Annotated in this window: 17 protein-coding genes and 1 tRNA gene; 6 read left to right on the top strand and 12 right to left on the bottom strand. The window is 42.3% G+C overall.

Annotated features, from left to right (window positions below; all coding sequences use genetic code 11):
- Positions 1 to 144 precede the first annotated feature (144 nt).
- Both VB836_RS09900 and VB836_RS09895 read left to right on the top strand, forming a co-directional pair.
- Positions 145 to 813, top strand: coding sequence for a response regulator transcription factor (locus VB836_RS09900; protein ID WP_046277161.1), 669 nt, complete (start codon positions 145 to 147; stop codon positions 811 to 813).
- A 229-nt stretch (positions 814 to 1,042) separates the two neighbouring features.
- Positions 1,043 to 3,550 (top strand): sigma 54-interacting transcriptional regulator, encoded by a 2,508-nt coding sequence (locus tag VB836_RS09895; RefSeq protein WP_323219197.1) that lies wholly within the window; start codon positions 1,043 to 1,045, stop codon positions 3,548 to 3,550.
- Between the two features lie 38 nt (positions 3,551 to 3,588).
- On the opposite strand, the gene guaD is transcribed toward VB836_RS09895, so the two are convergent.
- The 3 genes from guaD to VB836_RS09880 form a co-directional block, all read right to left on the bottom strand.
- Positions 3,589 to 4,926 (bottom strand): guanine deaminase, encoded by a 1,338-nt coding sequence (guaD, locus tag VB836_RS09890; RefSeq protein WP_323219196.1) that lies wholly within the window; start codon positions 4,924 to 4,926, stop codon positions 3,589 to 3,591.
- Between the two features lie 181 nt (positions 4,927 to 5,107).
- Positions 5,108 to 5,179: transfer RNA gene (locus VB836_RS09885), tRNA-Gln, on the bottom strand.
- 145 nt (positions 5,180 to 5,324) lie between these two features.
- Positions 5,325 to 8,975 carry a PAS domain S-box protein gene (locus VB836_RS09880; RefSeq protein ID WP_323219195.1) on the bottom strand — a complete coding sequence of 1,217 codons (3,651 nt, stop codon included), beginning with the start codon at positions 8,973 to 8,975 and terminating at the stop codon, positions 5,325 to 5,327.
- A gap of 542 nt (positions 8,976 to 9,517) precedes the next feature.
- Here VB836_RS09880 and VB836_RS09875 point away from each other — a divergent pair.
- On the top strand, positions 9,518 to 9,907 hold the full coding sequence (locus VB836_RS09875; protein ID WP_046277165.1) for a response regulator: 390 nt from the start codon (positions 9,518 to 9,520) through the stop codon (positions 9,905 to 9,907).
- Positions 9,908 to 9,915: 8 nt separating this feature from the next.
- On the opposite strand, the gene cheB is transcribed toward VB836_RS09875, so the two are convergent.
- From cheB to ndhN, 9 genes are all read right to left on the bottom strand, one after another.
- Entirely contained in the window at positions 9,916 to 11,025 is a 1,110-nt protein-coding gene (cheB, locus tag VB836_RS09870) for a chemotaxis-specific protein-glutamate methyltransferase CheB (RefSeq protein WP_323219194.1), read from the bottom strand.
- A gap of 23 nt (positions 11,026 to 11,048) precedes the next feature.
- Positions 11,049 to 13,424: a hybrid sensor histidine kinase/response regulator gene (locus tag VB836_RS09865; protein WP_323219210.1), complete on the bottom strand. Its 2,376-nt coding sequence runs from the start codon at positions 13,422 to 13,424 to the stop codon at positions 11,049 to 11,051.
- 207 nt (positions 13,425 to 13,631) lie between these two features.
- Entirely contained in the window at positions 13,632 to 15,086 is a 1,455-nt protein-coding gene (locus VB836_RS09860; protein WP_323219193.1) for a methyl-accepting chemotaxis protein, read from the bottom strand.
- 24 nt (positions 15,087 to 15,110) lie between these two features.
- The gene (locus VB836_RS09855; RefSeq protein WP_323219192.1) at positions 15,111 to 16,562 is read right to left on the bottom strand and encodes a methyl-accepting chemotaxis protein; all 1,452 of its coding nucleotides are present in this window, start codon (positions 16,560 to 16,562) and stop codon (positions 15,111 to 15,113) included.
- A gap of 37 nt (positions 16,563 to 16,599) precedes the next feature.
- Positions 16,600 to 17,658 carry a chemotaxis protein CheW gene (locus VB836_RS09850; protein WP_323219191.1) on the bottom strand — a complete coding sequence of 353 codons (1,059 nt, stop codon included), beginning with the start codon at positions 17,656 to 17,658 and terminating at the stop codon, positions 16,600 to 16,602.
- 9 nt (positions 17,659 to 17,667) lie between these two features.
- Positions 17,668 to 19,191 carry a CheR family methyltransferase gene (locus tag VB836_RS09845; protein ID WP_323219190.1) on the bottom strand — a complete coding sequence of 508 codons (1,524 nt, stop codon included), beginning with the start codon at positions 19,189 to 19,191 and terminating at the stop codon, positions 17,668 to 17,670.
- 240 nt (positions 19,192 to 19,431) lie between these two features.
- Positions 19,432 to 21,177, bottom strand: coding sequence for a R3H domain-containing nucleic acid-binding protein (locus tag VB836_RS09840; RefSeq protein WP_323219189.1), 1,746 nt, complete (start codon positions 21,175 to 21,177; stop codon positions 19,432 to 19,434).
- 118 nt (positions 21,178 to 21,295) lie between these two features.
- On the bottom strand, positions 21,296 to 22,480 hold the full coding sequence (ldpA, locus tag VB836_RS09835) for a circadian clock protein LdpA (protein WP_323219187.1): 1,185 nt from the start codon (positions 22,478 to 22,480) through the stop codon (positions 21,296 to 21,298).
- 291 nt (positions 22,481 to 22,771) lie between these two features.
- Entirely contained in the window at positions 22,772 to 23,248 is a 477-nt protein-coding gene (gene ndhN / locus VB836_RS09830) for an NAD(P)H-quinone oxidoreductase subunit N (RefSeq protein ID WP_323219185.1), read from the bottom strand.
- Between the two features lie 826 nt (positions 23,249 to 24,074).
- On the opposite strand from ndhN, the gene rplC reads away from it, so the two are divergent.
- From rplC to VB836_RS09815, 3 genes are read left to right on the top strand one after another with little or no spacing between them, the layout of a single operon-like run.
- A complete protein-coding gene (rplC, locus tag VB836_RS09825; RefSeq protein ID WP_046277174.1) occupies positions 24,075 to 24,764 on the top strand; it encodes a 50S ribosomal protein L3 in 690 nt (229 codons plus the stop codon).
- A 13-nt stretch (positions 24,765 to 24,777) separates the two neighbouring features.
- On the top strand, positions 24,778 to 25,410 hold the full coding sequence (rplD, locus tag VB836_RS09820; protein ID WP_323219184.1) for a 50S ribosomal protein L4: 633 nt from the start codon (positions 24,778 to 24,780) through the stop codon (positions 25,408 to 25,410).
- Positions 25,403 to 25,711 carry a 50S ribosomal protein L23 gene (locus VB836_RS09815; RefSeq protein WP_046277176.1) on the top strand — a complete coding sequence of 103 codons (309 nt, stop codon included), beginning with the start codon at positions 25,403 to 25,405 and terminating at the stop codon, positions 25,709 to 25,711. The genes rplD and VB836_RS09815 overlap by 8 nt, the downstream gene beginning before the upstream one ends.
- The last annotated feature ends 21 nt before the right edge of the window (positions 25,712 to 25,732 follow it).

The raw sequence follows: 25,732 nt of genomic DNA, 5'->3' as shown, positions 1-25,732 counted from the left end.
AGCCCTAGACAGGGTATAATCGATAAGCTGAACAAATGTAAGCTATAAGAATTGCTTGTTTTCTTTGGTCAAAAATAAAAAAGCCGAATCCAAAACAAGCAATGCTGACTGATCTTCTATACTTGAATTTCCAGTCCCCGTCCTATGCCCCTAACGATATTGGTTGTAGATGACGACTTCGGGACTCGCCTCTCGATCGGTGATTATTTGGAAATTGCAGGTTACACTGTGATTTCTGCTGAGAACGGTCAAGAGGCGCTTGAGTTGGTAGACAAACACAAGCCTCACCTGATCGTCACCGATATTGCAATGCCTGAGATGGACGGCTATGATCTCGTTAAACGTATCCGTTCTCGTCCGGCTTTTCGTCTGCTTCCGGTTATTTTTTTAACGGCTCACACAGCGATTTCTGAACGAATTCGGGGCTATCAATTGGGCTGCGATAATTACTTACCTAAACCGTTTGAACTTCACGAATTGGGCGTAGTCATTCGAGCTTTATTGGAGCGATCGCAGTTGATAGAGTCGGAATTGCGATCGCGAGTTACTGAGTCAGTGGTGGTGGCGAATGGCTCTTCTTCGACTTCATCGGAGTTGAAAGGAGTCTCTTCAATTCAGATTAATTTAACGGAGCGAGAACAACAGGTTTTGGACTTGTTAACCGAAGGATTCTCCAATGTACAAATTGGTGAAAACCTGCATTTAAGTCCGAGAACCATTGAAAAATATGTGAGCAGTTTATTAAGAAAAACTGACAGCAGCAACCGAGCAGAATTAGTGCGATTTGCTCTCAAAAACCATTTGATTGATTAGTCCAAGTCTGGGTTAAAAAACCCGCTCGACACACGAGACACAAAGATCAGTTTGTCTGTGTTTTAGGGTGGGTTTTTACCTTTTAACGGGAACTGAAAAAAATAGCGGCTAAGATAATTAACCCTAAAAGTGCGCCAGGAACCCAAAAGTTAGAAAGTTCGATCATGGTTTGAGTTAATAGTTCGTTCTCTATTAAAATAGAAGATAAAGGTAAAGGGGAGAACTCGCGATGAACGTTCAAGAGTTGGTGACATGGCTGCAAGAACGAAGTGCTTTAAGCCTCCTAAGCCGAGAAACCCTAGAGGCGATCGCTTCCCAACTCGAAGAGCGCATTCTAGACTCACAACAAGCGATCACTACAGAAGGAACACCCCCAGAAGGACTCTACATTCTGCGATCGGGTCGGATCGAAGCCCAACTGCAACGCTGGCGATCCTATGGCTTATTACCCGGAGCGGCGATTAATCTTCAAGAATTGTTAGTTAAAACATCGGTTAGACAAACGTTAATTACGCTCAGTGAATGTGAATTTTGGTTTATTTCGGCTGAACCTTTTAATCAATTGGTGAGTCAATATCCTGAAATTAATCAGGTGTTTTCTCAGCAATTGGTTGAAGAAGTCGAAGCCTTATCTTCTCAATTGCTTTATGAACAGGAACGACTGCTAATTTTACAACCCTATTTAGTCCCAAAAGCCAGACGGGGAATTGTTGGAAAAAGTCGCTATGCGGTGAGATTGCGATCGCAAATTAAACAAGCTGCAAAAAATCGTCAGTCTGTGTTAATTTTTGGGGAACCGGGACTCGAAAAAGATAATATTGCAGCGTTAATTCATTTTGGTTCGTCGGAGCGGCGTAAACCTCTGATTAAAGTTGATTGTAGCACCTTACAAACCAGTGGGTCTGAATTATTGGGTCGAGTTGGCGCAAAACCGGGATTAATTGAAGTCTTGGGAAAAGGAACCTTAATTTTGAATAATGTCCATGATCTTCCGCCTGAACTTTTACCAACAATTATTAACCTGATTCAAACAAAAGCTTATAGTCCTGTGAGTCGTTTAGGAGAACCAGAAGCCCCTGTTAAAACCTGTGAAGCGCAGATTATTATTATCTCTGAAAAAGCGATTTCTGAAATTAATTCTATTGTCGATCATTCTATTAAAGTTCCGCCATTGCGCTTGAGAAAAGCAGATTTAGAAGACTGGGTAAAATATTATATTAGCTTAATTTGTCGCGCTAAAGGCATGGAAAAAGCTCGGATTACTCCCGAAGCTTTACGGCGACTGCAAGCCTATGATTTTCCGAATAATCTACGGGAACTTCTCAACTTAGTTGAACGGGCAATTATTCAACTCGAAGGCGGTTTAGAAATTACAGAAGAAATTATCTGGCCGTCACAAACGAAGAAAAAACAATTTCGTCTCAATTTACTCAATACTTATCCCGAACTTCGCCATTTTCTTCGCAGTCCTTGGTGGCCGGATAGGATTAATTACGGTTTTACTTTAACGGCATTTGCATTAATTGTTGGAGTCTTATTTTTAGGCCCGCAAACTCGTTCAGAAAACTTTGCTTTGAATTTATTTTGGGCTTGGTGGTGGCCGATTATTTTGATTTTATTTCCCTTTTTTGGGCGAATTTGGTGTGCGGTTTGTCCGTTTATGATCTATGGAGAAGTCACCCAAAAATTATCTCTGTGGTTGTTTCCTCGTCAACTGAAACGTTGGCCCAGACAGTCGGCGGAACGCTGGGGCGGATGGTTTTTGTTTGGGTTATTTGCGTTAATTTTACTCTGGGAAGAACTCTGGGATTTAACGAATACAGCTTATTTATCAGCTTGTTTACTGTTATTAATTACCGCCGGAGCGATGATTTTTTCGGCTCTATTTGAACGTCGGTTCTGGTGTCGTTATCTCTGTCCCATTGGGGGAATGAATGGGATGTTTGCTAAACTCTCAATGACTGAATTAAGGGCGCAGCAAGGAACTTGTTCGGCGGAATGTACCACCTATCAATGTTATAAAGGAGGGCCAGAAAAAGGCGAAGGAATGGCAACTGAGGGCTGTCCATTGTATTCTCATCCCGCCCAGTTGGAAGATAACCGAGACTGTGTTTTGTGTATGACTTGTTTAAAAGCTTGTCCTCATCGTTCAGTTGAATTTAATTTACGTCCACCCGGAATTGAACTCTGGACAACTCATGTTTCTCGTAGTTATGAGGTGGCTTTATTATTTTTGATGTTGGGAGCGGTATTTTTACATCATCTTCCAGAGTTACAAACACAGTTGAATTTGCCTTTGAATTTAACGCAGTTTCCCGTTCATTTAGGGCTATCGGTTGCCGTTTTGAGTTGCCCTGTGATTTTACCAATCTTTGCTCATTTTATTATCCATTTGAATTTTAAATCTCGTTCTTTTGTCGAACTGGCTTACGGCTATTTACCTTTAGTTTTAGCGGCAAATATCGCCCATTATTTACAGTTGGGGTTATCAGAAGGGGGACGTATTCTTCCGGTAGCGTTGGCGACTTTTGGGTTAAATGGAGAGGGATTACCCATATTAATCGCTCATCCGGCTGTAATTAGCTTTTTACAGGGAACTGTGTTAATTTTTGGGGCGATGACGGCTGTCATTTTAACTCAAAAAATTGCCCGTCAACCGTTTAAGTTTTTGTTACCCCAACACCTCGTAACTGGGGTTTTAATGGTGGGTTTATGGCGGGTAATTGTTGGATTTTAACTGATAGAATCTTTCCCTATTGTCCCCAAACCCCATTTTTAGGCATTGCGAATGTACGCCTGTTCTCCTAAAATATAAGTAGCAGCAACAGCTCGATCATCCCCTAAAATAATTAAAGCAAAAATCAAATCCGCTATTTCTTCTCTTGTTTGAGCTGGAATTTTGCCTTGAGTTCGTAAAGTAAGTAAAGGTGTTGCTTGTCCATCTAATACTACAAAATCGGCTTCTTTACCAATTTCAAAGTTACCGATTTTATCGTCTAATTTGAGAGCTTTTGCCCCGCCTAATGTTGCTAAAAATAAAGCTTGTAAACCCGATAAATTTTGTCCTTGTAAATGGGTAACTTTATAGGCTTCGCTAGCAGTTTGTAGGAGGGAAAAACTCGTTCCACCACCGACATCGGTTGCTAAACCCACAGAAATCGGATACTCTTTAGATTTGGCTTGATGCAGTTTAAACAGTCCACTTCCTAAAAATAAGTTAGAAGTTGGACAAAAGGCAATAGCAGCTTGAGTTTCTGATAACCGTTGAAACTCGGAGTCGGAAAGATGAATTCCATGTGCAAAAATTGATTGATTTCCGACTAAGCCAAACTGTTCATAAACCTGTAAATAGTCTAAACTATCAGGAAAAAGTTCAGCAACAAATTTAATTTCATTCAGATTTTCAGACAGATGAGTGTGTAAGTAAACATCAGGATATTCTTGCAGCAATTTCCCTGCTAAATGCAGTTGTTCAGGTGTTGAAGTAATTGCAAAACGAGGCGTAACAGCGTAGAGAAGGCGGTTTTTATGATGCCATTTTTCAATCAGTATTTGACTGTCTTCATAGGAGGATTTGGCGGTATCAAGTAAATATTCAGGTGCATGACGATCCATCATCACTTTACCTGCGATCATTCGCAAGTTTCGTTGATTTGCTGCTTCAAAAAATGCTTCTACAGATTCCCGAAAAACAGCCGCTAAAACGACAGCCGTTGTGGTGCCATTTTTCAGGAGTTCATCGATAAAAAACTCTGCAATTTGTTTTGAATAATCGAGATTTTTAAATTTAGATTCAGTTAAAAAGGTGTATTTGTCTAACCAGTCTAACAGTTGATTACTATCAGAAGCAATCATTTCGGTTTGGGGATAATGAACGTGTAAATCAACGAATCCCGGTACAATTAATTTGTTAGAATAGGTGATAAATTCAAGATCAGGATATTCAGGCTGTAGATGTTCATAACTGCCGAATTCTTTGATTTTTCCATTTTCTACAATTAGTAAACCATCGGGAATATAGCGAATACTGTCAAGTTCAGGAACAAAAAAAGGATCGGCAACAAAATCTAAAAATGAACCTCGATAAGCTTTAAAAATTGTTGGATTTTCCATTTGACAAAAATCAGTTTTTAGGCGGGTTGATGATTTGATCAATTAATTATCTAATCAAACTTTTACCCTCAAGTCCCATGATAGGATTTTTGTTTGAGGGAATTTTGATAGAATTGAGCGTAACGTGGATGTTTGAAATCTGTTATTAAAGCCTTAGTAGTCTTTATGCCGTTAGGCTCAACTGGGGCGGAAGGATTCGAACCTCCGGATGTCGGGACCAAAACCCGATGCCTTACCGCTTGGCGACGCCCCATTGCGTAACCATATACTATATTAGCAGCATTCCCCCTCAGTTTGTCAAGTATTTTTAAGCGGAAATTAGATTTTTTTTGAACCGCAGACTCAATAACCCTGAAAGCTAGATTTCAAAAGGCTTTCGGAGTTTTCTTGAATTGATCTCAATCTAAGGGTCGCAGTTCCAGAGGCGGTTCAACGGGGATCTCGATCCAAAACTCACAGCCTTGTCCCGGTTCGGAGAAACATTGGAGAGATCCGCCATGTTTTTCAACGACAATTTTATAGCTAATCGATAAACCTAAACCTGTTCCTTTTCCCACAGGTTTCGTGGTGAAGAACGGATCAAACAAACGATTTTTAACCGCCGTTGAAACACCAGGACCATTATCTTTTATTTTCACCCGAACATAGGGTAGATTAGTGGCTTCTGTGGGATTTTGAACGTGAAATAACTCAGTACAAATGGTGACAATACGCGGATCGGGCTGATTATCGAGGGCATCAATTGCATTGCTAATAATATTCATAAAGACTTGGTTCAGTTGACCTGCATAACATTCAACTTTCGGAAGTTTGCCATAATTTTTGACAATCTCCACACCCGAACCGACCTTTTTAGCTTTCCAGCGATTGTGTAAAATCAATAATGTATTATCAATCCCTTCATGGATATCAACAGGCTTCATTTCCGCTTCATCTAAACGGGAGAAGTTCCGTAAACTCACGACAATTTGACGAATCCGATCAGATCCCATCTCCATCGAAGCGATAATTTTGGGTAAATCTTCGGTAATAAATCCGAGATCAAATTCTTCTATTTTATCTTTGAGTTCAGAATCGGGCGACGGATATTTTTGTTGATAAAGACTAAGAATTTCTAACAAATCTTGAGTGTAATCTCTAACATAGTCTAGATTGCCATAAATAAAGTTAACGGGGTTATTAATCTCGTGAGCAATACCCGCCACCATCTGACCCAAACTCGACATTTTTTCACTTTGGATCAGTTGAGCTTCTTTTTGCTGCAAATCTTGAAAAGCCTGAGAGAGTTGAGCCGCTTGAGTTTGAGCCGCTAAAGCTGCCGCTCGGGTTTGGGCGTAGAGTTCGGCTTGATCAATGGCGATCGCTAACTGATCAACAACAGCCTGTAATAATTCTACATCGCTCACACCCCACTGATGGATATTATGATAATGATTGCAAACGATCGCCCCCCGTTGACCGGAACGAGTTTCTAGAGGTAAAAACAACATCGAAGCGACTCCCGCCTGTTTTAAAGCGGCTCGTGTCTGTCCATCAAACCCTTCGACTTTGCTGCTGTCATCGATCTGAACCATCTGATGCTGCTCAATTTTCTCAGACAGCCAGTTGACACAATCGGTCGGATAATCAAGTAAACTTTGAGGTACGCTAGAAGACTGAGCCTGATGGGTAATTACAAAACTGGTTCGCGGATCAGTTGTGGGTAAATACCAGAGAAAATGACACTGATCCACTTGCAATAAACTTCTAATTTCACTAACCGCTTTCGCTAAAATCGTATTGAGATCGAGAGAATCCCGAATTTGACTCGCCAGACGGAACAATAACCCTTCGCGACGACTGTGAAGTTCCTCTAAAGCTGCAACTCGGTCAATTCCAACAGCGATCGCATTGGCAATCCAATATAAAGCATTTTGAACCTGTTCTGTGAGCGGGTAACGACTACTAATTTCCATCATCCCCACTTGTCTTCCTTCGACCACTAAGGCAAAATTAAGACACAAACAATGATGATTGCTCCGTTCTTGGCATTTTGGGCAATCTCCTACTTCACACTGACCGGATGAGACTTGTAGTTCCAGATGATGAGTCGATTTGCGGCTTACCGTCCAGATAGCGACACCTGTAACATTGAGATGATGAGCAATGGCATCGCTACAAGCTTGTAAAATCCTGGTGATTTTTCCACCCTGTCCTAAAGCTTTACCGACTTCGGCTTCCAGTAAGGACAAATGCGATCGCTCTAGCAGAGAAGCTTCTGCCTTTTTACGGCTGGTGATATCTCGTGAAACGGCGACTAACTCTCGAACCTTTCCGGTGCGAGGATCTCGAACAGCGTGAGCGGTGGTTTCAAACCAAATATATTCTCCGTTGTAGCAACGAATGCGATAACTTACCAGGGAGACTTCGCCCTGAGCCAGTAAAATTTGATGAGATTCTCGAACAGAGGCTACATCATCGGGGTGAAAAAACTCATAGGCTGAATGTCCGATCAGTTGTTCAGGTTCATATTTTAGCAACTTTCGACAAGCCGGAGAAGCATAAAGATAAATTCCTTCTGAGCTGTGTCGGGAAATCAAATCTGTGGCATTTTCTGCTAAAAGTCGATAGCGTTCTTCACTGTTTTTTAAGGCTTCTTCGGCTCGTTTACGTTCGCTGATATCGGTTTGAATGCCAATAAAATGGGTGACTTTACCTTCCGCATCTCGGACGGGAGAAATTGCTAATTCGTTCCAAAAGGCAGTCCCATCTTTACGGTAATTTTTTAAGGTGACTAAACAATCTTTGGCTTCTTTTAAGCAAGCCCGAATTATGCTAATGGTTTCAGGATCAGTATCGTTTCCTTGTAAAAATCGACAATTTTTTCCTAAAATATCGCTGCTCGAATATCCGGTAATCCGTTCAAAAGTCGGGTTACAATAAATAATCGGTTTTTCGGGGATTAGAGCATCACTGATCACAATACCATTGGGACTCGCAGCGATCGCTCGTTCTAATAAACGCAGCATCTTTTCGGACTCTCGACGCAGGGTAATGTCGGTTCCGGTGGCGATGATGTGTTCGATAGTACCATCGGAATTATAAATGATTGTATTTGACCAAGCAATTAAATGATGAGAGCGATCGTGAGCGATCCATTCACTTTCAGACTGTGAGGGAAACTGATCAGTTTCTGAGGAATTTGAGGATAAAGGCTGAGTTTGAACGGGGAAGTTATAAATCGAGAGTCCGACTTCTTGAGGAGTTTTTCCTTCAACTTCTTGGGCTGAATATCCGGTGAGTTCTTCACAGATGTGGTTGAAGCGAATAATTTTTCCTTGCGGATCAAGAACAACAACTAAGGCACTTAAAGTATTGAGAACATTACAAACAAAATCCCGTTCTTGACGGACAATTTCCCAGACTGAGGAGCGTTTTTTGATGGTATCTTCGAGCTTAATCAGTTTCCCTTTGCTGTGAATCAGTTGGCGATGTAAGTCCATCTGCATAAACACTTGACGACTGATCGCTTCTAAAGCATTGAGGCTATCTGTACTAATGCGGCGAGGTTCATAGTCCATCACAGATAGCATCCCCAGTAATACCCCTTCGTTTGTTTGTATGGGAATACCGATATAAAAGCGAATTCCGGGATCTGATTTCACCAGGGGATGAGTCGCCAACTGTTTGTTTATCGAATTGTTAATCCCAAGATCTTCAATAATAATCGCGGATAACATTTCCTCAGAAGTCGATAACCCGGTTTCTGTTGATGTTGGGGTTTCCGGCTGAGGAGATTTTGCAGTTTGACGAGACGTATAATGCAGAGCAATAACCCGCTCACAAAAGTCGAGATAGTGATGGGTTTTGGCTTGTAAACCCACTTGGGATTTTAACCACTGACAACTCGCATCAATAAAGCTAATATATGCAATCGGAGCTTGAGCGATATGGATGGCAATTTGGGTGCAATTGTCAAAGGCTACTGCGGTTTCGGATGCCATTATTTCCCGTAGAGATAGGTTCTCTTCTTCCCCCATTGTACGATAATCTGAAAGTTTGATTACCATCTATAACCTATTCCCCTCAAAAAATTGAGCGAGCGAGACTTAGCACTCAAGATCCAGAATTCAAGGAAATCGGTTTTTGAGCTAGTAGTCTGAATTTTCGATCCCCAGGTGTTCATTTTACTATTCTGGAGTGTATCTCAATCATAACAAGCGGTAAGGGCAGTTGCCTGGAAGTCCTAAAGACTTTCTCTGAAGGCGACTCATCTAAAAATTAATATTAAAACTGCTAAAAACGGACTTAAAAATGATATACAATAAGTTTATTTCCTGCATTTAATTATGACTTTTTTGCTAAGATTCGTTACAAATTTTATTGAGATAACCTGAAATTTGATCGCGCACTGCGGGGTTGGGAGATTTCACCGCTATCGTCGAAAATTGATCACCCGATGTTTGAACGCTTTTTCGGGCTTCAAGCCTCAATCAACCGAGAAATACTTTGAGAGTTTAGAGTTCTTTTTCCAGGTCGTTTAAACTATTAATAGAGATTGTAATTGTCTACCCCGAGCGGACATGAGATTTAACAAAGGAAAACAACGAAGATGTCTGCAATTGCTCACCCTATACCCACTGTCCTAGCCGTTGATGATAGTCTAGTGATGCACGGTTTGGTTAAACAAGCTCTCGGAAAAGATTACCGGGTTCTCGTCACCGACAATGCAGTAGAAGCACTATCGCTATTATACCAAGAAAAGGTCTCCATTTTACTTCTAGATGTCACCATGCCAGAGATTGATGGCTTAGAACTCTGTCGTACTGTGCGAAACCTGCCTCAGTTTAAAACGTTGCCGATTATTATGCTGACAGCCCGAGATGGAGCCTTTGAGAAGGTGCAGGGACGTCTAGCAGGGGCAACAGAATATCTAACTAAACCCTTTAATCCTCAAACACTGTCTGAGGTGATTACTCAAGTTCTGAGTAAACATCTGTGAATTTTCTCTCAACCTCTATCGTTAGCTTGCCAGCCATTTGATTGCCGACGTTCGATTTGTCGCACCAACATTGAAGCGATCTCATCGATAGGAAGAATCTGTTGGGCTGCACCTAAAGCGATCGCTTCTTTCGGCATTCCAAACACCACCGAACTAGCTTCATCTTGAGCAATAGTTATTCCACCAGATTGAGCGATCGCATCCATTCCATCTGCTCCATCCCGCCCCATTCCAGTTAACAAAATCCCGATACTGCGATCACCGTAATATCGAGCAATCGACTGAAACGTGATGGTAATTGAAGGTCGATGTCCGGCAAGAGGTGGCGCATTACTGTAGAGAAATCGACCCTGACGATCCCACTCTAAATGATAGCGCTCCGGTGCAAAATAAACCGTTCCATTTTGAGGAATTTCGCCGTTACGTGCAATTTGAACTGATAGAGAACATTGTACATTCAACCAATTCACTAAACCCTGTAAAAAGCCTTCACTAATGTGTTGAATACAAATCACAGGAACAGATAAACGAGGCGGAAGTTGGGTTAAGATGGTATGTAACGCTTGTGGGCCACCTGTCGAAGCCCCAATTGCCACCATCCGAATGGCTTTTGAGGAAGAACTCACAGGCGAAACGGAAGTGAAAGGTGAAGTAAATTTAAAATGAGAATGGGTATGAGTTTGATGTCCCTTTCCCCGGTTTCTTCGAGTAAAAACTTTAACTCCTGACAAAACTTTTATCTTACGAATTAAATCCTGAGCCAATTGAGAATCTCCAGACAATAACCCATCTTTCGGCTTCGGAAAAACATCAATAGCACCCGCATTCAACAATTGAAAAACATTATAAGTATCTTCCGGTTGCACAGCCGTACTAATCACTAAAATCGGTCGAGGAAAATTCGCCATAATTTCCCGTGTGAATTCCAATCCGTCCATTTGTGGCATATGAAAATCCGTACAAATGACATCGGGTTTAACAGTTGGAATCAGGGCTAAAGCCTCTTTTGCGGTGCGAGCAGTTCCAACAACTTCGACTTCAGGAGATGAAGATAAAATCCGTTTGAGAACAATCAAAGCAACGGGAGAATCATCGACCAAAAAAACTTGAATGGGCATATTTTAGCGTTTTAGTGATAGGATTAAATCAGTCTTCTCAGGGTTTCTAACAGTACCTTTTGATTAAAACTACTCTTAGTAATGTAGGCATTGGCACCCGCTTCAGCACCCCGGCGTTTATCCTCATCTGACGCTAAAGACGTTACCAAAATAATCGGCAATTCGTTATATTCTGAATTTTCGCGAATTTTAGCAGTTAAACTCAATCCATCTAAATTGGGCATTTGTATATCAGAAATCACCGCATCAAAGTTTTGAGTTTTCAGCTTATTAAAGCCATCTAATCCATCAACGGCGGTAATCACTTCATAACCGGCTGCCTCTAAAATTCGTTTTTCTTGAGTACGGGTAGCAATTGAATCTTCAACGAGCAGAATCATCGGTTTTTGAGTCACCAAATCTTCGGAATTTTTGGTGTCTATTTTGACCGCAGCACCCCCAGAATTTAGAAGTTTACGAGCCGATTTGATCAAATCAGCCGCATTCAAAACCATGCAAACTTCTCCGGTTCCGAGAATCGTCGCTCCGGCAATATTTCGGACTCGTTTGAGCAATTGACTTTGTGATTTGAGTACAACATCTTGTTCATCGATCAACGCATCGACAAATAGTCCTAATTGTTCTTCTCCAACTTTCAAAATAATACAAGGTAGAGCCGTAGCAGAATCAGCCAATTTGTGAGGGCGTTCAAGTTCTAGGAGATCAGCTAATTGAGCAACGGAGAGCGGTTGTTCTTCAAAAATGATCGTGTCTCTTCCCTCAATTGTAAACTGTTCACCAGGGGAAACCAAGCGAGTCGTGCGAACAAATTCGACAGGAACCCCATAAGAAATATCTTGCACAAGGACAATCAAAACGTGAGTTGTAGCTAAGGCTGTTCCCAGTCGCATCCGAAATGTAGAGCCTTTAGTCGGAACTGATTCTAACTCAATTGTTCCTTTAAGCTGTTCGACATTATTGCGAACAACATCCATCCCCACTCCTCGACCGGAAATTTCCGTCACAAAAGTTCGTGTGGTAAAACCGGGAGCAAAGATCAAACCCTGAATTTGGCTAGGAGTCATCGCTTCAAGTTCTTCGAGTTGATATAAACCTCGTTTGAGGGCGGTTTGTTTAATCTGTTCAGGATCAATACCTCGACCATCATCACTGACTTCTATAACAACATGAGTGGCGGTTTGATAGCCTCGGAGTCGAATTTGAGCCACAGGAGATTTACCATATCGAAGTCGTTCTTCTGGAGTTTCTACGCCGTGATCAATCGCATTCCGTAATAAGTGCATTAAGGGATCTTTCATTTCTTCTAAAATCCGCTTATCGGCTCGGGTTTCACCCCCTTCTAAAATCAGTTCAACTTGTTTGCCTTGTTGTCGAGCTATATCACGAACCATGCGAGAAAAACGATTAAAAATAGTGGAGAGCGGTAACAGTCGTAAAGTGCGAATATCCTCTTCAAGTTCATTGGAAATCAGTTCTAAACGGGTTGTATCTTCATAGAGACTATCTCTCAAACGGTTTACTAATAAGCCTAACTGTTCGAGGTGTTTAGTTGCGCGATGATAATAATTTTGTAGTTGCTCGATGGTTTTATGAGCAATAGTGGATTGGGTTTCTAAATCATTGAGAATAAATCGATTAACAAAGGCATCTCGAGTCCATTCTTCCCATAAAGCTGTGAGGGCTTCTACTTCATTCAGTCGATGACAAATGCGAATTTTAGTGACTGTTAGTTCTCCGGTTTGCGTCATTAACGCATCGAGTTGCTGTGTGGAAACCCGAATTGTTTCAATCCGATAAGCCGCCCCATCAAAGGTGACTTTCTCCTCGCTTGGCGGTGTACTAACATCGGGAATTCCAGAGGGAATAGAATCACTAATTTCTTCTTCTAATGGGGGTGTCGGGGTTTCAACGGTGAGATGTTCAACGGGTTTGGCTTCAAGAACTTGAAAAATGTCTGAATGGGATTCTTCGGAAAAATGGCGATCGTTAACTGTTTGGGCTGGGGTTTCTTGAGGGATTGGGGCTTCAGCCGCAATTAAACTTGCTAACATTTGGAAAGTATTAACACCGGAAGGTTCACCTGTAACGGCTTCTTGAACAAGTTTACGAAGAGCATCTAAGACTTGAAATAAGCGATCGCTAACTTCGGCTGAGAGTGTTACTTTACCTTGATTAATAGCGCCTAATAAATTCTCAATTTGATGGGCGAGGGTGGCAACATCTTTAACGCCCAACATTCCTGCATCTCCTTTGAGACTGTGGGCTTCTCGCAGGAGTTCTTCAAGTTTCTGGGTATCTTGGGGATTTTTTTCTAAATATAACAATCCGTCATCGAGATTTTGTAAATGTTCTTCGCTGGCGGTTTTAAAGACTTCTCGGAGTTCGTCATCTTCGATCATCATTTTAGTTCAATCTCCTATTCAGTAGTTTCTTTAGAAAGATTCAGTTTTCGCTGCTCTTCCTGAACAGTCTTTACGTTAGAAGTCACCAAAAAAGCGGCTAAAGTTAGCAAGATCACCGGAATACAATATCCAAAAAAAATTACATATCTCTATTTTTTAAAAACTCACATAAATTCCCCCTCATCGTTTGATCAACTGTTGAACTTAGATAGAAGACTGCAACTCAAAAACCAATTGATTGAGCTTGTTTAGTCCAGTTTTGGTGATCTTCAAACCATTTGCCGTTTCATTTGTTCCTTGATTAATAGAGTTCATCGCCTCCAACACTTGAGCAATAGCTATCGCTTGTTCTTGAGTATTTAAATAAATTTGTTGATGACTTAACACCACATTATTAACTGCATCTGAAATCCCCATTAATGCTGATGCGGTTTTTTGAGCAATTTCGACACCGTAAACGACGGTTTTACTACCTTCTTCAGTTACTAAAACCGTCGAATTAATTGCATTGTGAATATCAGTCACTAAGGTATTTATTCTTTGGGCTGATTTTTGACTTTCATCCGACAGTTTGCGAATTTCGGCTGCGACGACGGCAAATCCTTTCCCATGTTCCCCCGCTCTTACTGCTTCTACGGCTGCATTGAGCGCTAACATATTGGTTTGATTGGCTAAATCACTGACTAATTTAGAAATGTTGCCAATTTGATTGGTTTGTTCACTTAAACGAATAATTTGTTGACCAATATCATCGACTTTATCTCGTAAATTTTTCATAGCTTCCTGGTTTTTTTCGACGGCTTGACTACCATTTTCTGTCAGGTTTAAAGCTTGTTTGGCATCACTAACCGAAAATTCCGCTTGTTCAGCAGTGGATTTGGAAGAGGTGCTTAATTCATTCATTGTTGTAGTGATTTCATTAATGGCTACTGCTTGTTGACTGGCTGTTCGTTCCTGTTGTTCTGCTGCGATCGCAATATCAATCGAGCTTTCGGAAACAACTTGTAGTGTTTTTTTCAAAGTTTTTGTAATAGATTGACTGAAAGAATAACCAATTGGAGAAGCAACCACTAGAGATCCTAAAGTAATCAATCCGAACAAGAGTAAAGTTTTAGAGTAAACACTTTGAGCTTTTGTTCTTTCTTGAGCAGCGACATCTAACTGTAAATTAATTAACTGTTGAATCTTTTCGGTTAGCGGATCAATCACGGTATAGAGTTGTCCGTTATAAGCGTCTAACTGAGAAATGTCATCAGTTTCTAAAGCTTGTTTAAGTTGTGTAATCCTGAGATTAACAGGCACAAATAAACTCTCAACTTCCCGGGCTATTTGCTGTTCTTCTGAAGTCAGATTCGTTTGACGATAGGATTGCCAATGGAGTTTTATTTTTTGCTGGGCTTCGTCAATAGACTCTAATGCTGCATTCAGAGAAATGATTTCTTGATCAGCTTTATTAACCGCATCAACGACTAAAACAGCGTAGGCATCAGACACTAACTTAAGTTCTTTAAGGGGTACGATTCGATCATCATATAATGTGACGACTTGTTGATTCATCCGGCTAAAAGAAACAATTGAGTAGAAGCTTATTACCAACAAAAGAATCGCTGGAGCAACAAAAAAGCCCCAATAAAGTTTTGTACTCAATTTAATGTTCATTGTTGTCACCATCCCTTAATAATATTACATCGAAGACTGCAACTCCAAAGCCACTTGATTCAATTTATGGAGTCCCGTTTTCGTTTGATTCAGACCATTTGCTGTTTCATTTGTTCCTTGGTTAATTGAGTTCATCGCCTCCAATACTTGAGCAATTGCTATCGCTTGTTGTTGGGTATTTAAAGAAATTTGTTGATTATTTAACACCACATTATTCACCGCATCCGCTACACCCATCAATGCCGATGCTGTCGTTTGAGCAACTTCAACCCCTGATAAAACCGTTTTTGTTCCTTCTTCGGTAACAATTACTGTCGAATTAATTGCACTTTGAATATCGGTAACTAAGGTATTTATTCTTTGGGCTGATTTTTGACTTTCATCGGACAGTTTGCGAATTTCGGCTGCTACCACTGCAAATCCTTTCCCATGTTCCCCTGCTCTCACCGCTTCTACGGCGGCATTTAACGCTAACATATTGGTTTGATTGGCTAAATCACTGACTAATTTAGAAATATTGCCAATTTGATTGGTTTGTTCACTTAAACGAATAATTTGTTGAGCAATATCATCGACTTTATCTCGTAAATTTGCCATACCTTCCAGAGTTTTTTCGACGGCTTGACTGCCATTTTCAGTTAGGTTTAAAGCTTGTTTGGCATCACTAACAGCAGATTCAGCTTGATCGGCGGTTGAACGCGATGATGTGCTTAATTCATTCATCGTTGTCGTGGTTTCATTAACGGCTGCTGCTTGTTGATTAGCGGCTCGTTCTTGTTCTTCCAGGGTCGCCGCAATTTCAGTTGATGAAATCGCAATGGCTTGGGTTGCTCGCTGAATACCTGCACTGATGTTATTTGAGATGAACGTTGCAATAACAATTGCTAAAATAATCACCAGCAATGTGCCGAAAATTAACGCATAAGTCAGCCAGCTTAGACTTTGTAAAGTTGCTGTTGTTTGTTGCTCTAAAATTTCTTCTTCTTTCTCTGTTAGTTGTTGAGTCAGCCGATCAATTTCCTGCACATATTGAGTCGCATTTTGAGATTCAATTAACGCGATTCCTTCAGCATTTTTGCCCTGTTGAACAAGTTCAAGAGCCGGACGACTGACTCGATCATACTCATTAACTAACTCTCGAATTTGAGATAAACGCTCTTTTTGTTCGGGATAAGTCATTAATTGATCAACTGTAGTTGCTAGAGTGTTAAATTGTTGTAAGTAGTTATCATATTCTTCTAAAAATTGCGTATTTTTTAGGGCTACATATCCGCGAAAACTCTGAACAACTCCAATCGCACTTTTGTCCATCTTATGAACAGTAAGCAATAGAGTTTGTACTCGTTCTACTTCTTCAAATATATCGGAGACTTGTCTAATATTGGTGTAAACGATCCCAGCCAGTCCAATAAAGAATACAAAAGGTAATGTATAACCTAATAATAAACGTCCTCTCAATTTTAAGTTTCCAAACATTGATTATATCCCCCCTATTTTTTGATCTCTATTGATTTTAGACTTCATCATTAACAACAAGTTCTTCCTGAGTTAAAAATTTTTTTAAATCTAGAATACTCATCATTCGATTTCGATAAGGTGCTGTACCTTGAAGAAATTCATTCTGGTTGGAACGAACTGTCGTTGGAGTTGTTCTAATGTTGACAGAATCTAAATAAATGATATCAAAAACTTCATCGACCACTAAAGCTGAAACAATATTTTCAACTTTGACAATCATGGCTTTTGATAAGTTTTTTCTCGGAGTCATAGATAAGTTTAAAAAACTGCGAATATCAATTAAGGTGACAATCTCACCCCGTAAATTCATATTACCAATAATATGCGCTGGGGTACAAGGAATTGGCGTAATGTTGTGAATTTCTATAAATTCCTTAACTGTTGTTAACAGTATCCCAAAATACTCTTGATTTAATCCAATCACAGCCAAGGGAATTAATCCCTGAAATTCTTGACTTTCACTCGCATTTAGTAAATTTTTAGCACGATCTTGAAAAACCTGTCGTTCCTCTAAACTTGCGTTGGGACAAAACAGCAAGTTTTTTCTTGAATTTATACTTGAATAATTCTGTATTTCTTCCGCTAAAAAATCCGATTTATATAAACTTTTTGTTTGCTCAATAAATCCTTCTAATTCCAGTAAAATGACCAAGTTATCCGCTATTTTTGCGAAGCCGATAATCCACTGATGAATTGAGTTATTGTGAGGATATATCTGTCTTGAAAAATTCGATAATTCCCGGGATATTTCTTCGCTAGAAATCATCTGAAGTTCATCAACTTTATTGACTAAAAGCCCCAGTCTGAAGTTGTTACACTCAATCACAATTACACTATCAGTTAAATGATAGTCAGAGGATGGAGAACCCCAGCGATAATTGAGATCAATAATCACTAAAAGCTGACCCCGTAGATTGATAATTCCCACAATTTCATCGGGTGTTTCTGGAATCGGCATCACTTCAGGAAGCAAGAAAATTTCTTGTACCGCTAGCGCATTAATTCCGTACAGTGTATTGCTTAGTTTAAAAATTAGATAAGGTATTTTTTCCATAAAATAACGCTAATTTAAGTTTTTAATAATACTGTTGAGAGATGCTATCAACTCAGCAACAGTAACATTGTCTGTATATTCAACTTGAGCCTGAGAAGGTAGTTTTTGCAGCAGTTCTAAGGCTATATTATAGGTTTTTATCGCTTTTTTTGGATTGTTTTCTTGTTCATATAAAGAGGCAAGTTTAACATACGCAGAAATCGATAACGGTGAAATACCTGATAAATAAATGATTCGTTTAGCTAGTTTTTTTGCTTCTTCTATATTATTCGTTTCTTCAGCAATATTTAATAATATATAACAGGGTAAAACGGAGAGCGAATCGACAGCTATTGCTTTTTGGCAATACTCTATTGCTTCTTGATATTGACCTAAATTCGCATAAATTTTCCCTAACAAATAATAGGCTTCAAAAGTTGGTGAAGTCTGGCTGATAAATTCCTGAACTTTTTGGATCGCTTCAGCGTACTTTTTTTGATGATAAAGTTCTTTTGCTTCTTCTATCTTTCCCCGTTTATTCAAACCATTTTCTCGAGGATTTTGTGAAGAACTCAATGGAGTTAACTTCGTCTGAAAACTTTGATTCTTGGCGGTAAGACTTGGCGTAAAATGGAGATGATTATTCAAGGGAGAGAGATCGAAAAACAAAGCCGAAAGATCTAACTTCGAGTTCGAGTGAGAAGCGGGATGATCACAACCCTGTTCTAGAGGACGTTGATAAACAACAGACTCAGGAAAAATAATAGCTCTAAAGGGATTAATTTCTAAACCTTGAAGTTCAGCATGGGCGGTGATAAAAAATCCTCCAGGTTTTAGGGCTTGATAAAACTTATGAATAACTTTAGAGATGCTAACTTTTTCAAAGTAGACAAAGACATTCCGACATAAAATAAGATCAAAGTCCTGGAAATTAAAGTCTCTAACTCGCTGCTCTTGAAGCAAATTAAAGTTCATAAATTTGACGAATTGTTTCGCTTGAGGGATAATTGCCCATCCGTCTGTACAAGGAAGAAACGACTGCGATATAATCTCAGCATCAACCTGACGAAATGACCAAGCACTATAAACTCCTTTTCTCGCTTTTTGCAAAGCTAATTCATTAATATCTGTCCCCAAAATGAGCAGATTCCATTCTTCCCAGTTCGGAATCAATTTTTGAACCAACAGAGAGAGAGAATAAGGTTCTTCTCCCGTCGAACATCCCGCACTCCAAATCCGCAAATTTCTGACCGTTTTTTGCCGTTCAATTAACTGCGGTAAAATCACATTTTGTAGCAGCTTAAACTGTCCGCGATCGCGAAAAAAATAACTTTCGGGTGTCGTCAGCAAAGGAATCAGGCGAAGCCATTCTTTCTGGCTGGCGGGCGTCTCACTCTTTAAGAAGTTGTAATAATCTTCAGCATTAGAGAATCTCAGCTCTCGAACTCGCGTTAAAATTTTCTGAGAAAATCCAGAATAATCTAGCGGTCTAATTTGTAAACCGTATGAAGTCGAAACCAGTTGAGCAAAGCATTCAATTAAAATCTGATCCATTTGAGAAGGCAATTTTCCCAACGGTGAGTACAACGAAAGACCTTACTAGGTAACAAGTAACTTTAGGGTTTAGGGTTTAGGGTTTGGGGTTTTAGAGTATAGGAGTAACGGAAACCTCCTCTACTTACCCCAACATCGGAGCGGGAGGGAAAATCGAGGAGATACTCACTCCCTACATCATCCCTCCCTCTCAATTATGAGTTTTTAAGACTAAGTTGATCGAAACTCACTCAATCGTAACTAGGCTGGATAAATTCGCAACCGACGGTTCGGTTCTTCACCAAAACTGTTCGATTTTAAGCGATAATGTTCCACCAACTCATGCTGCATTTTCCTCACCTGCGGCGATCGCGGCAGCAGTTCCACAGGTTGTCCTTTCGGAATCACAATCTGTTCAACCGCCAAACGAGCTTCTTCGAGCGCTTCAATCTCATCTTCCGATCCACTGGTCGCAAACAACGTCAGATCTGGAATTTCCGGCGAATTTGGATCTTCCATATTCAGCAACCGTCGCAACGCCCGAGCCACCTGGGGCGCACTCCCGGACTTCACCGCATGAATCGGAACTTGACGAGTTTTTGCCATATGCCGCAGTTTAGACTGATTGCGAATATGCGATCGCAACGCCAAAACCACATCAGCACTGTCAATATCCTTCGTCAAAGCCACAGGCAACTGTAAACTACGAATCACTTGATCAAGCTGATGACGAGCAATCCCATAAGGATAGACGTGCAAAGGCAGATCCTCCCCATTCGGGCCGACTGTCGGATGTTCACCATTACCGACAATCCCCCTTAACCCCGTCGAAAAAGAAGCATCCAGCAACTGCTCAAAATACTTGTTTTCCGGTATCGGCTTCGGAGGTGGAATCGGGATCATCTTACCCGAACCCCGTAAGCCAGTAAGCCCCGGAGCCGAAATTTCAACACTTTTCATCACTTGCGGACTGAGCGTGCCAGGAGAACTATTAGACGAGGCGCTGCTATAACGTTCCTCAACCTGTGTCACCTCTCCGGCCTCATTCATCGTTCGCACTTGCTGAATCGGTTGCATTCCCCGCAACAAGCTATCAATCGTATCCGAAACACTCTCATGCACCACCCAGCGATCGCGTTCTAGCATCTCAATGGCAATCTCAAACGTCGGAGGCGCCTTGCGTTCCAACACCGTTTTTTGAGAGCCTCGCCGCCGTGCCTCGTCATCCCCCAACGTCACTGCTTGGATGCCCCCAATTAAGTCAGCGAGAGTCGGATTTTTCATCAAGTTTTCAATCCGATTCCCGTGAGCCGTCCCAATCAGTTGTACCCCACGTTCAGCAATGGTTCGAGCCGCTAGAGCCTCCAATTCCGTCCCAATTTCATCAATCACAATCACTTCCGGCATATGGTTTTCCACCGCCTCGATCATCACTTGATGTTGCAGTTCAGGACGAGCCACTTGCATCCGACGAGCGCGACCAATCGCCGGATGAGGAATATCCCCATCACCTGCAATTTCATTCGACGTATCAATAATGACGACCCGTTTGGATAATTCATCGGCCAGCACCCGGGCAATTTCCCGCAGCGCTGTGGTTTTACCGACCCCCGGACGACCTAGCATTAAAATGGACTGACCCGTTTCCACTAAATCCCGAATCATGCCAATCTTGCCAAACACCGCTCGACCCACCCGACAGGTGAGGCCGATCACTTTGCCTGTGCGGTTGCGAATGGCACTGATCCGATGCAAGGTGCGCTCGATACCCGCGCGGTTGTCACCGCTAAATTCTCCAATTTGAGAAATACAATGATCTAGGTCTTCCCAAGAAACTGGCGTTTGAGAGATATACTCCGCTCCTAATGGAAAACGAGCTTCGGGATGACGACCCAAATCTAAGACAATCTCAATGAGACTATCGCGTTGGGGGTGTAATTCCACATTCCGTCGAATTTCCTTGGGAACAATATTAAGCAATCTATTAAGGTCGTCTGTAATCTGCATACTTCCAACAGTGACGTTTTCAAACCTATGGTCAGGGGCGAGTTTTTGGGGTTAAACGGGAGTGGAATAGCCGGGATAACATTGCTTCGGTTCCGAACGATTAACCCCTTTCGGCTGACTAAAATCCCTTGAGTTGGGCAACGAGGGAATAAGCTAGGCTCACCGCTTGCCAAAGCAGATCTGGGTGGGTTTCCAGTTGGGTGAGCGCTTTGGGTTGAGCGATCGTTGTTAACCCCAGATTATGTTTTGGGGTTGACCCAGGTTCAGGGGTATATTTTGATTCTAGTTTTTCTAAAAGCGGTGACAACAAAACACGGGCATAGCTGCCATAGGCTACACCCGCCACAGTTTTTTTAGAGGCTTGAGGGTTCATCAACACAGCCCCACCTTCCCCGCTTTGGGGTTGGTTTTGCTGTTGCTGTGCGAGTAACCCAATAGATTTCAGTTTGGCAACTGTAGAATGGTTGGTACCACCCGCTAGCTGCACATATCCCGGCAAGTTCGCCGAACACACTTTTTCACCCAGTTTGATACTAGCTGTGGTCGTTCCCGCCCCGATATCCCCACTCATCGGTCTACCGTCGGTTTGCCAGATCAGTGGACAAGGCAAAGGAGAGATGATCTCATACAGCGTCCACAAATAGTCAATCAGATCCCGACCATCAGGACAACTAATGGCAACCAGTTTGAGTTGACCGATCCAGGGTTGCACACTGTACCAAAGTCGTCTAAAATCAGAGACTCTGCCGACCTGTGTATGAATCTCAATGGCATCTACTCCAGTTGATAGCACTAAGGGTGCAATGTTTTCTGGAGTTGATACATAGGAGCGAGTCCAGATGATCTGACTGGGACAAATGGGGATGCACCGACCGCAGCCATAGCAAAGCGGATCGATAACACCGCCCTCGGATGCTTCAGCTTGATCGTTAAAGGCGATCGCACCCGCCGGACAAACCTTTTCGCAGGGTCGCCAACAATCCGCCGGACAAGCCGTGGAGTCAAACTCGGCTTTGCGAAAATGGGGATCTTCTCCGTCGTTGAAGCTGACCATCAGCCAAGGTTTATGGATCGATCTAAACCCTTGCTTTTGGGCTAACTTCACCCAATGTTCGGCTGTTGCCATTGCCTCTTGAGCCGCAGCAATCACGGCTGGATCGGCCGCAACGTCAATACAGTCTACACCTGCGAGGGTATAAGCAAGGGTGAGGTTGCGAACCGCAGGCAAATGTTGGTAACTGGCTCCGCAAATCAGTTTGAACCAGTTGCCGTTTTGCAAGGATTGGAGGGGGGAACTGTTCATTGTCACAATTAATATGGTGACATACTCCCGCTCAAATTCGTCATACACCCCAGCAGAAAACTGAAGTGCAGTTGCTCCCAAGCTTGATCAGATTTAGATCGATTTCTAGCTCCCCAGTCCTCGGGACTCTACGGGTAGCATTAATCACACGTTATCAACGCTACAGCTAGTCGGAAAAAGGCAAGAAAAGATGAAAATATGAGGATATGGGGGATGGGGAGTTTTTACAGTTTACAGTTATTAACATTGCTAGTAACTGGTCACTGTAAAAACAGTCCCCAGTTCCCTGGTCTAAGCAGCAGCTAAAACTTCTTTGAGAGGCTGCCAACGAAAAACGCGATCCCCTCCCATCTCAATTACGATCTTTACTCGTGGTTCAAGAGTCGATAATTGAGTCAGAAATTCAATTTCTTGACTCGACAAAACAAAACCTTCTATCAGCCACAATACTAATCCCTTTGAGTTAGAAGGGAGGTGTTCGAGTTGATAGTTAATCAGAGGAGGAACATAATAAACATTACCGACCGCCGCTTCATTACCGCTACTTTTCTTTCCCAAGTGAGGCGGGCGTACCCCATGCACTCCCGTTAAATAGGCAGATAAATCCCCTAAGCCTCGGGCTGATAAGCTGTAGGTTGTATAACCCGCAGCCCGTAAGCGACGATGGTAGCGTCCCTCCATACCCCCCTCTAAAGGAACGTACAAAGCCAAGGAACCCTGAGTTTCTAAGTCTCGAATCAGTTTACGGCCCGTTGTGATTAATGCCATAGTAAAATTACGAATTTCTGCGCTCAATTCATAGATATTATAGGGTTAAGGTTCAGCCCCTTTGCGAAATTGGAAAAACCCTGGGAAAAAATTCCAGATAAAGCTTGACAAACTTCCAATTTTCAAATAAAATAAAAAATTGTCGCCAAATGTCAAAAAACCGTTAGGTTCAGAGAAGCAAAAACACAGATTAAGTGAAAGCTTACAGTGTCAGATCGATCATGCTCTCAAGAGTTGCTTGCTGAGTCAAATCAGTGAAGTGAAAGTGAACCTCAGTGAAAGCTAATCGCAGCGACTCCGGGCAAATTATCGGGTTTGACCTTCTCCTATGAAGGATACTGAGCGGAACAACCGTTCAAGTCCTAGCGACGTTGATTCGGTATCGAGGAAATTCTTCGGTAACAGAGCAGCTTAAACAAGTTGATAGCTTAAAGCCGTGTCAGGTAGCCGACTCTTTATCCTACAGTTTGAGTAGGAAAAGTTTTTCGCGTGTCTGAACATCCCAAAAGGTGAGGATCTGGAACTCGGTCAACGAGATTTTCAGAAGTAATCCTCAGCAAACCCAATAAAGCAAAAATCCATTATAGCCGTTGGACAAACGGTGGCTTGGATGAGCAACTGGAGCGTTCCTGCGGCAAACAAATTACAAAAAAACCTGCTGAGACGATCAAGTTAGACAGAGTGTTAGCACAAAGCAAGTTGATCGTCGAACCTAAAAAAGCAGGCTGTCTGGTCGGAGACCCTTAAAGACTCCCCTCAACCCGACCCAATTTGACGGGAGAACCACTCAACAAAGTTCGGAATTAGAGTAGAGAGGCTAGTTGAAGTGTCTATAGGTATCCTTGGCACAAAACTCGGCATGACCCAAGTGTTTGAAGCCGAAACCGGGATAGCCATTCCGGTGACGGTCATTCAAGCAGGGCCGTGCATTATCACCCAGATTAAGACCGAACCCACCGATGGCTACACCGCCATCCAGCTCGGTTACGGGGAAGTAAAAGACAAAACCCGCAAATTAAACACCGTCAGATCCCCCGGCAAAGAGGTTAACAAATATCTCAGTAATGCCGAACAGGGACACCTGGTTAAGTCAGGAGGACGGCTGGTTCGTCATCTGCGAGAGTATCGTTTAGAAGATACCAGTAGCTACGAACTCGGTCAGGAACTCAAAGCCGATCTGTTTGAACCCGGTCAGATCGTCGATGTAAGCGGAATCAGCATGGGCCGGGGTTTTGCGGGTTTTCAAAAACGACATAACTTCAAGCGAGGGCCAATGGCTCACGGTTCAAAAAACCACCGTCAACCGGGTTCGATTGGCCCTGGAACCACCCCAGGTCGCGTTTATCCGGGTAAAAAGATGGCTGGACGTTATGGCGGAAAACAAATAACCACCCGCAAACTGACCATAGTGCGGATCGATCTCGAACGCAACTTACTGCTGATCAAAGGAGCAGTTCCCGGAAAACCAGGCGGTTTACTCAATATCACCCCAACCAACCTAGTAGGGCGGAAATAGAGAGGAGAGAAACATGGTTGATTGTGTTGTACGCAACTGGGAAGGCGTTGAAGTTGGACAAGCCAACCTAGACCTGAAAGTTGCCAAAGAAGCAAACGCCTCCCACATCGTTCATCGAGCCTTAGTGCGACAGATGAACAACGCCCGTCAAGGGACAGCTAGCGCCAAAACCCGCTCAGAAGTCCGAGGCGGCGGACGCAAGCCCTGGAGACAAAAAGGCACAGGTCGAGCCAGAGCCGGGTCAATTCGTTCTCCCTTGTGGCGGGGAGGCGGTGTCATTTTTGGGCCAAAACCTCGGGACTACTCCCAAAAAATGAACCGCAAAGAAAGACGTCTGGCTTTACGGACAGCTTTGCAAAGTCGCACAGCAGATATCGTAGTCGTTGAAGAATTTGTCGAACAACTTCCCCGTCCGAAAACCAAAGACCTAGTGGCTGCGATGAGTCGTTGGGGAGTCGGTGCGGAATCTAAAGTGTTGTTAGTTCTTCCCGAAAAACAAGAAAACGTTTATCTTTCAGGACGCAACATTGCTCGGATGAGAATTTGTCTAGCCGATAGTATCAATGTCTATGACATCCTCAACGCCGACTACATTGTGACCACACCCGCAGCTCTTGAGAAAATCCAGGAGGTTTACGGTGACTGAATATCAGACCCGCGATCTCGCTGATGTGGTGAAACGACCCATCGTGACCGAAAAAGCGACCATCCTAATGGAGCTAAACCAGTTCACCTTTGATGTCGATCCCCGAGCGAGTAAGCCCACAATTAAAGACGCGATAGAACTCCTGTTCTCCGTGAAAGTCCTAAGCGTCAATACTCATAATCCTCCCCGAAAACGGCGTAGAGTCGGCAAATTTATCGGATACAAATCTCGTTATAAACGAGCCATTGTCACCCTAGAGGATGGAGAACCCTTAAGAAAAGTTCTATTCCCAGAAGTTTAAGGGAAATTGATCATTTAGGAC

The sequence above is a fragment of the Limnoraphis robusta BA-68 BA1 genome, from assembly GCF_034932365.1.
GTDB lineage: Bacteria > Cyanobacteriota > Cyanobacteriia > Cyanobacteriales > Microcoleaceae > Capilliphycus > Capilliphycus robustus.
This window is presented reverse-complemented; position numbering and strand designations above follow the sequence as displayed.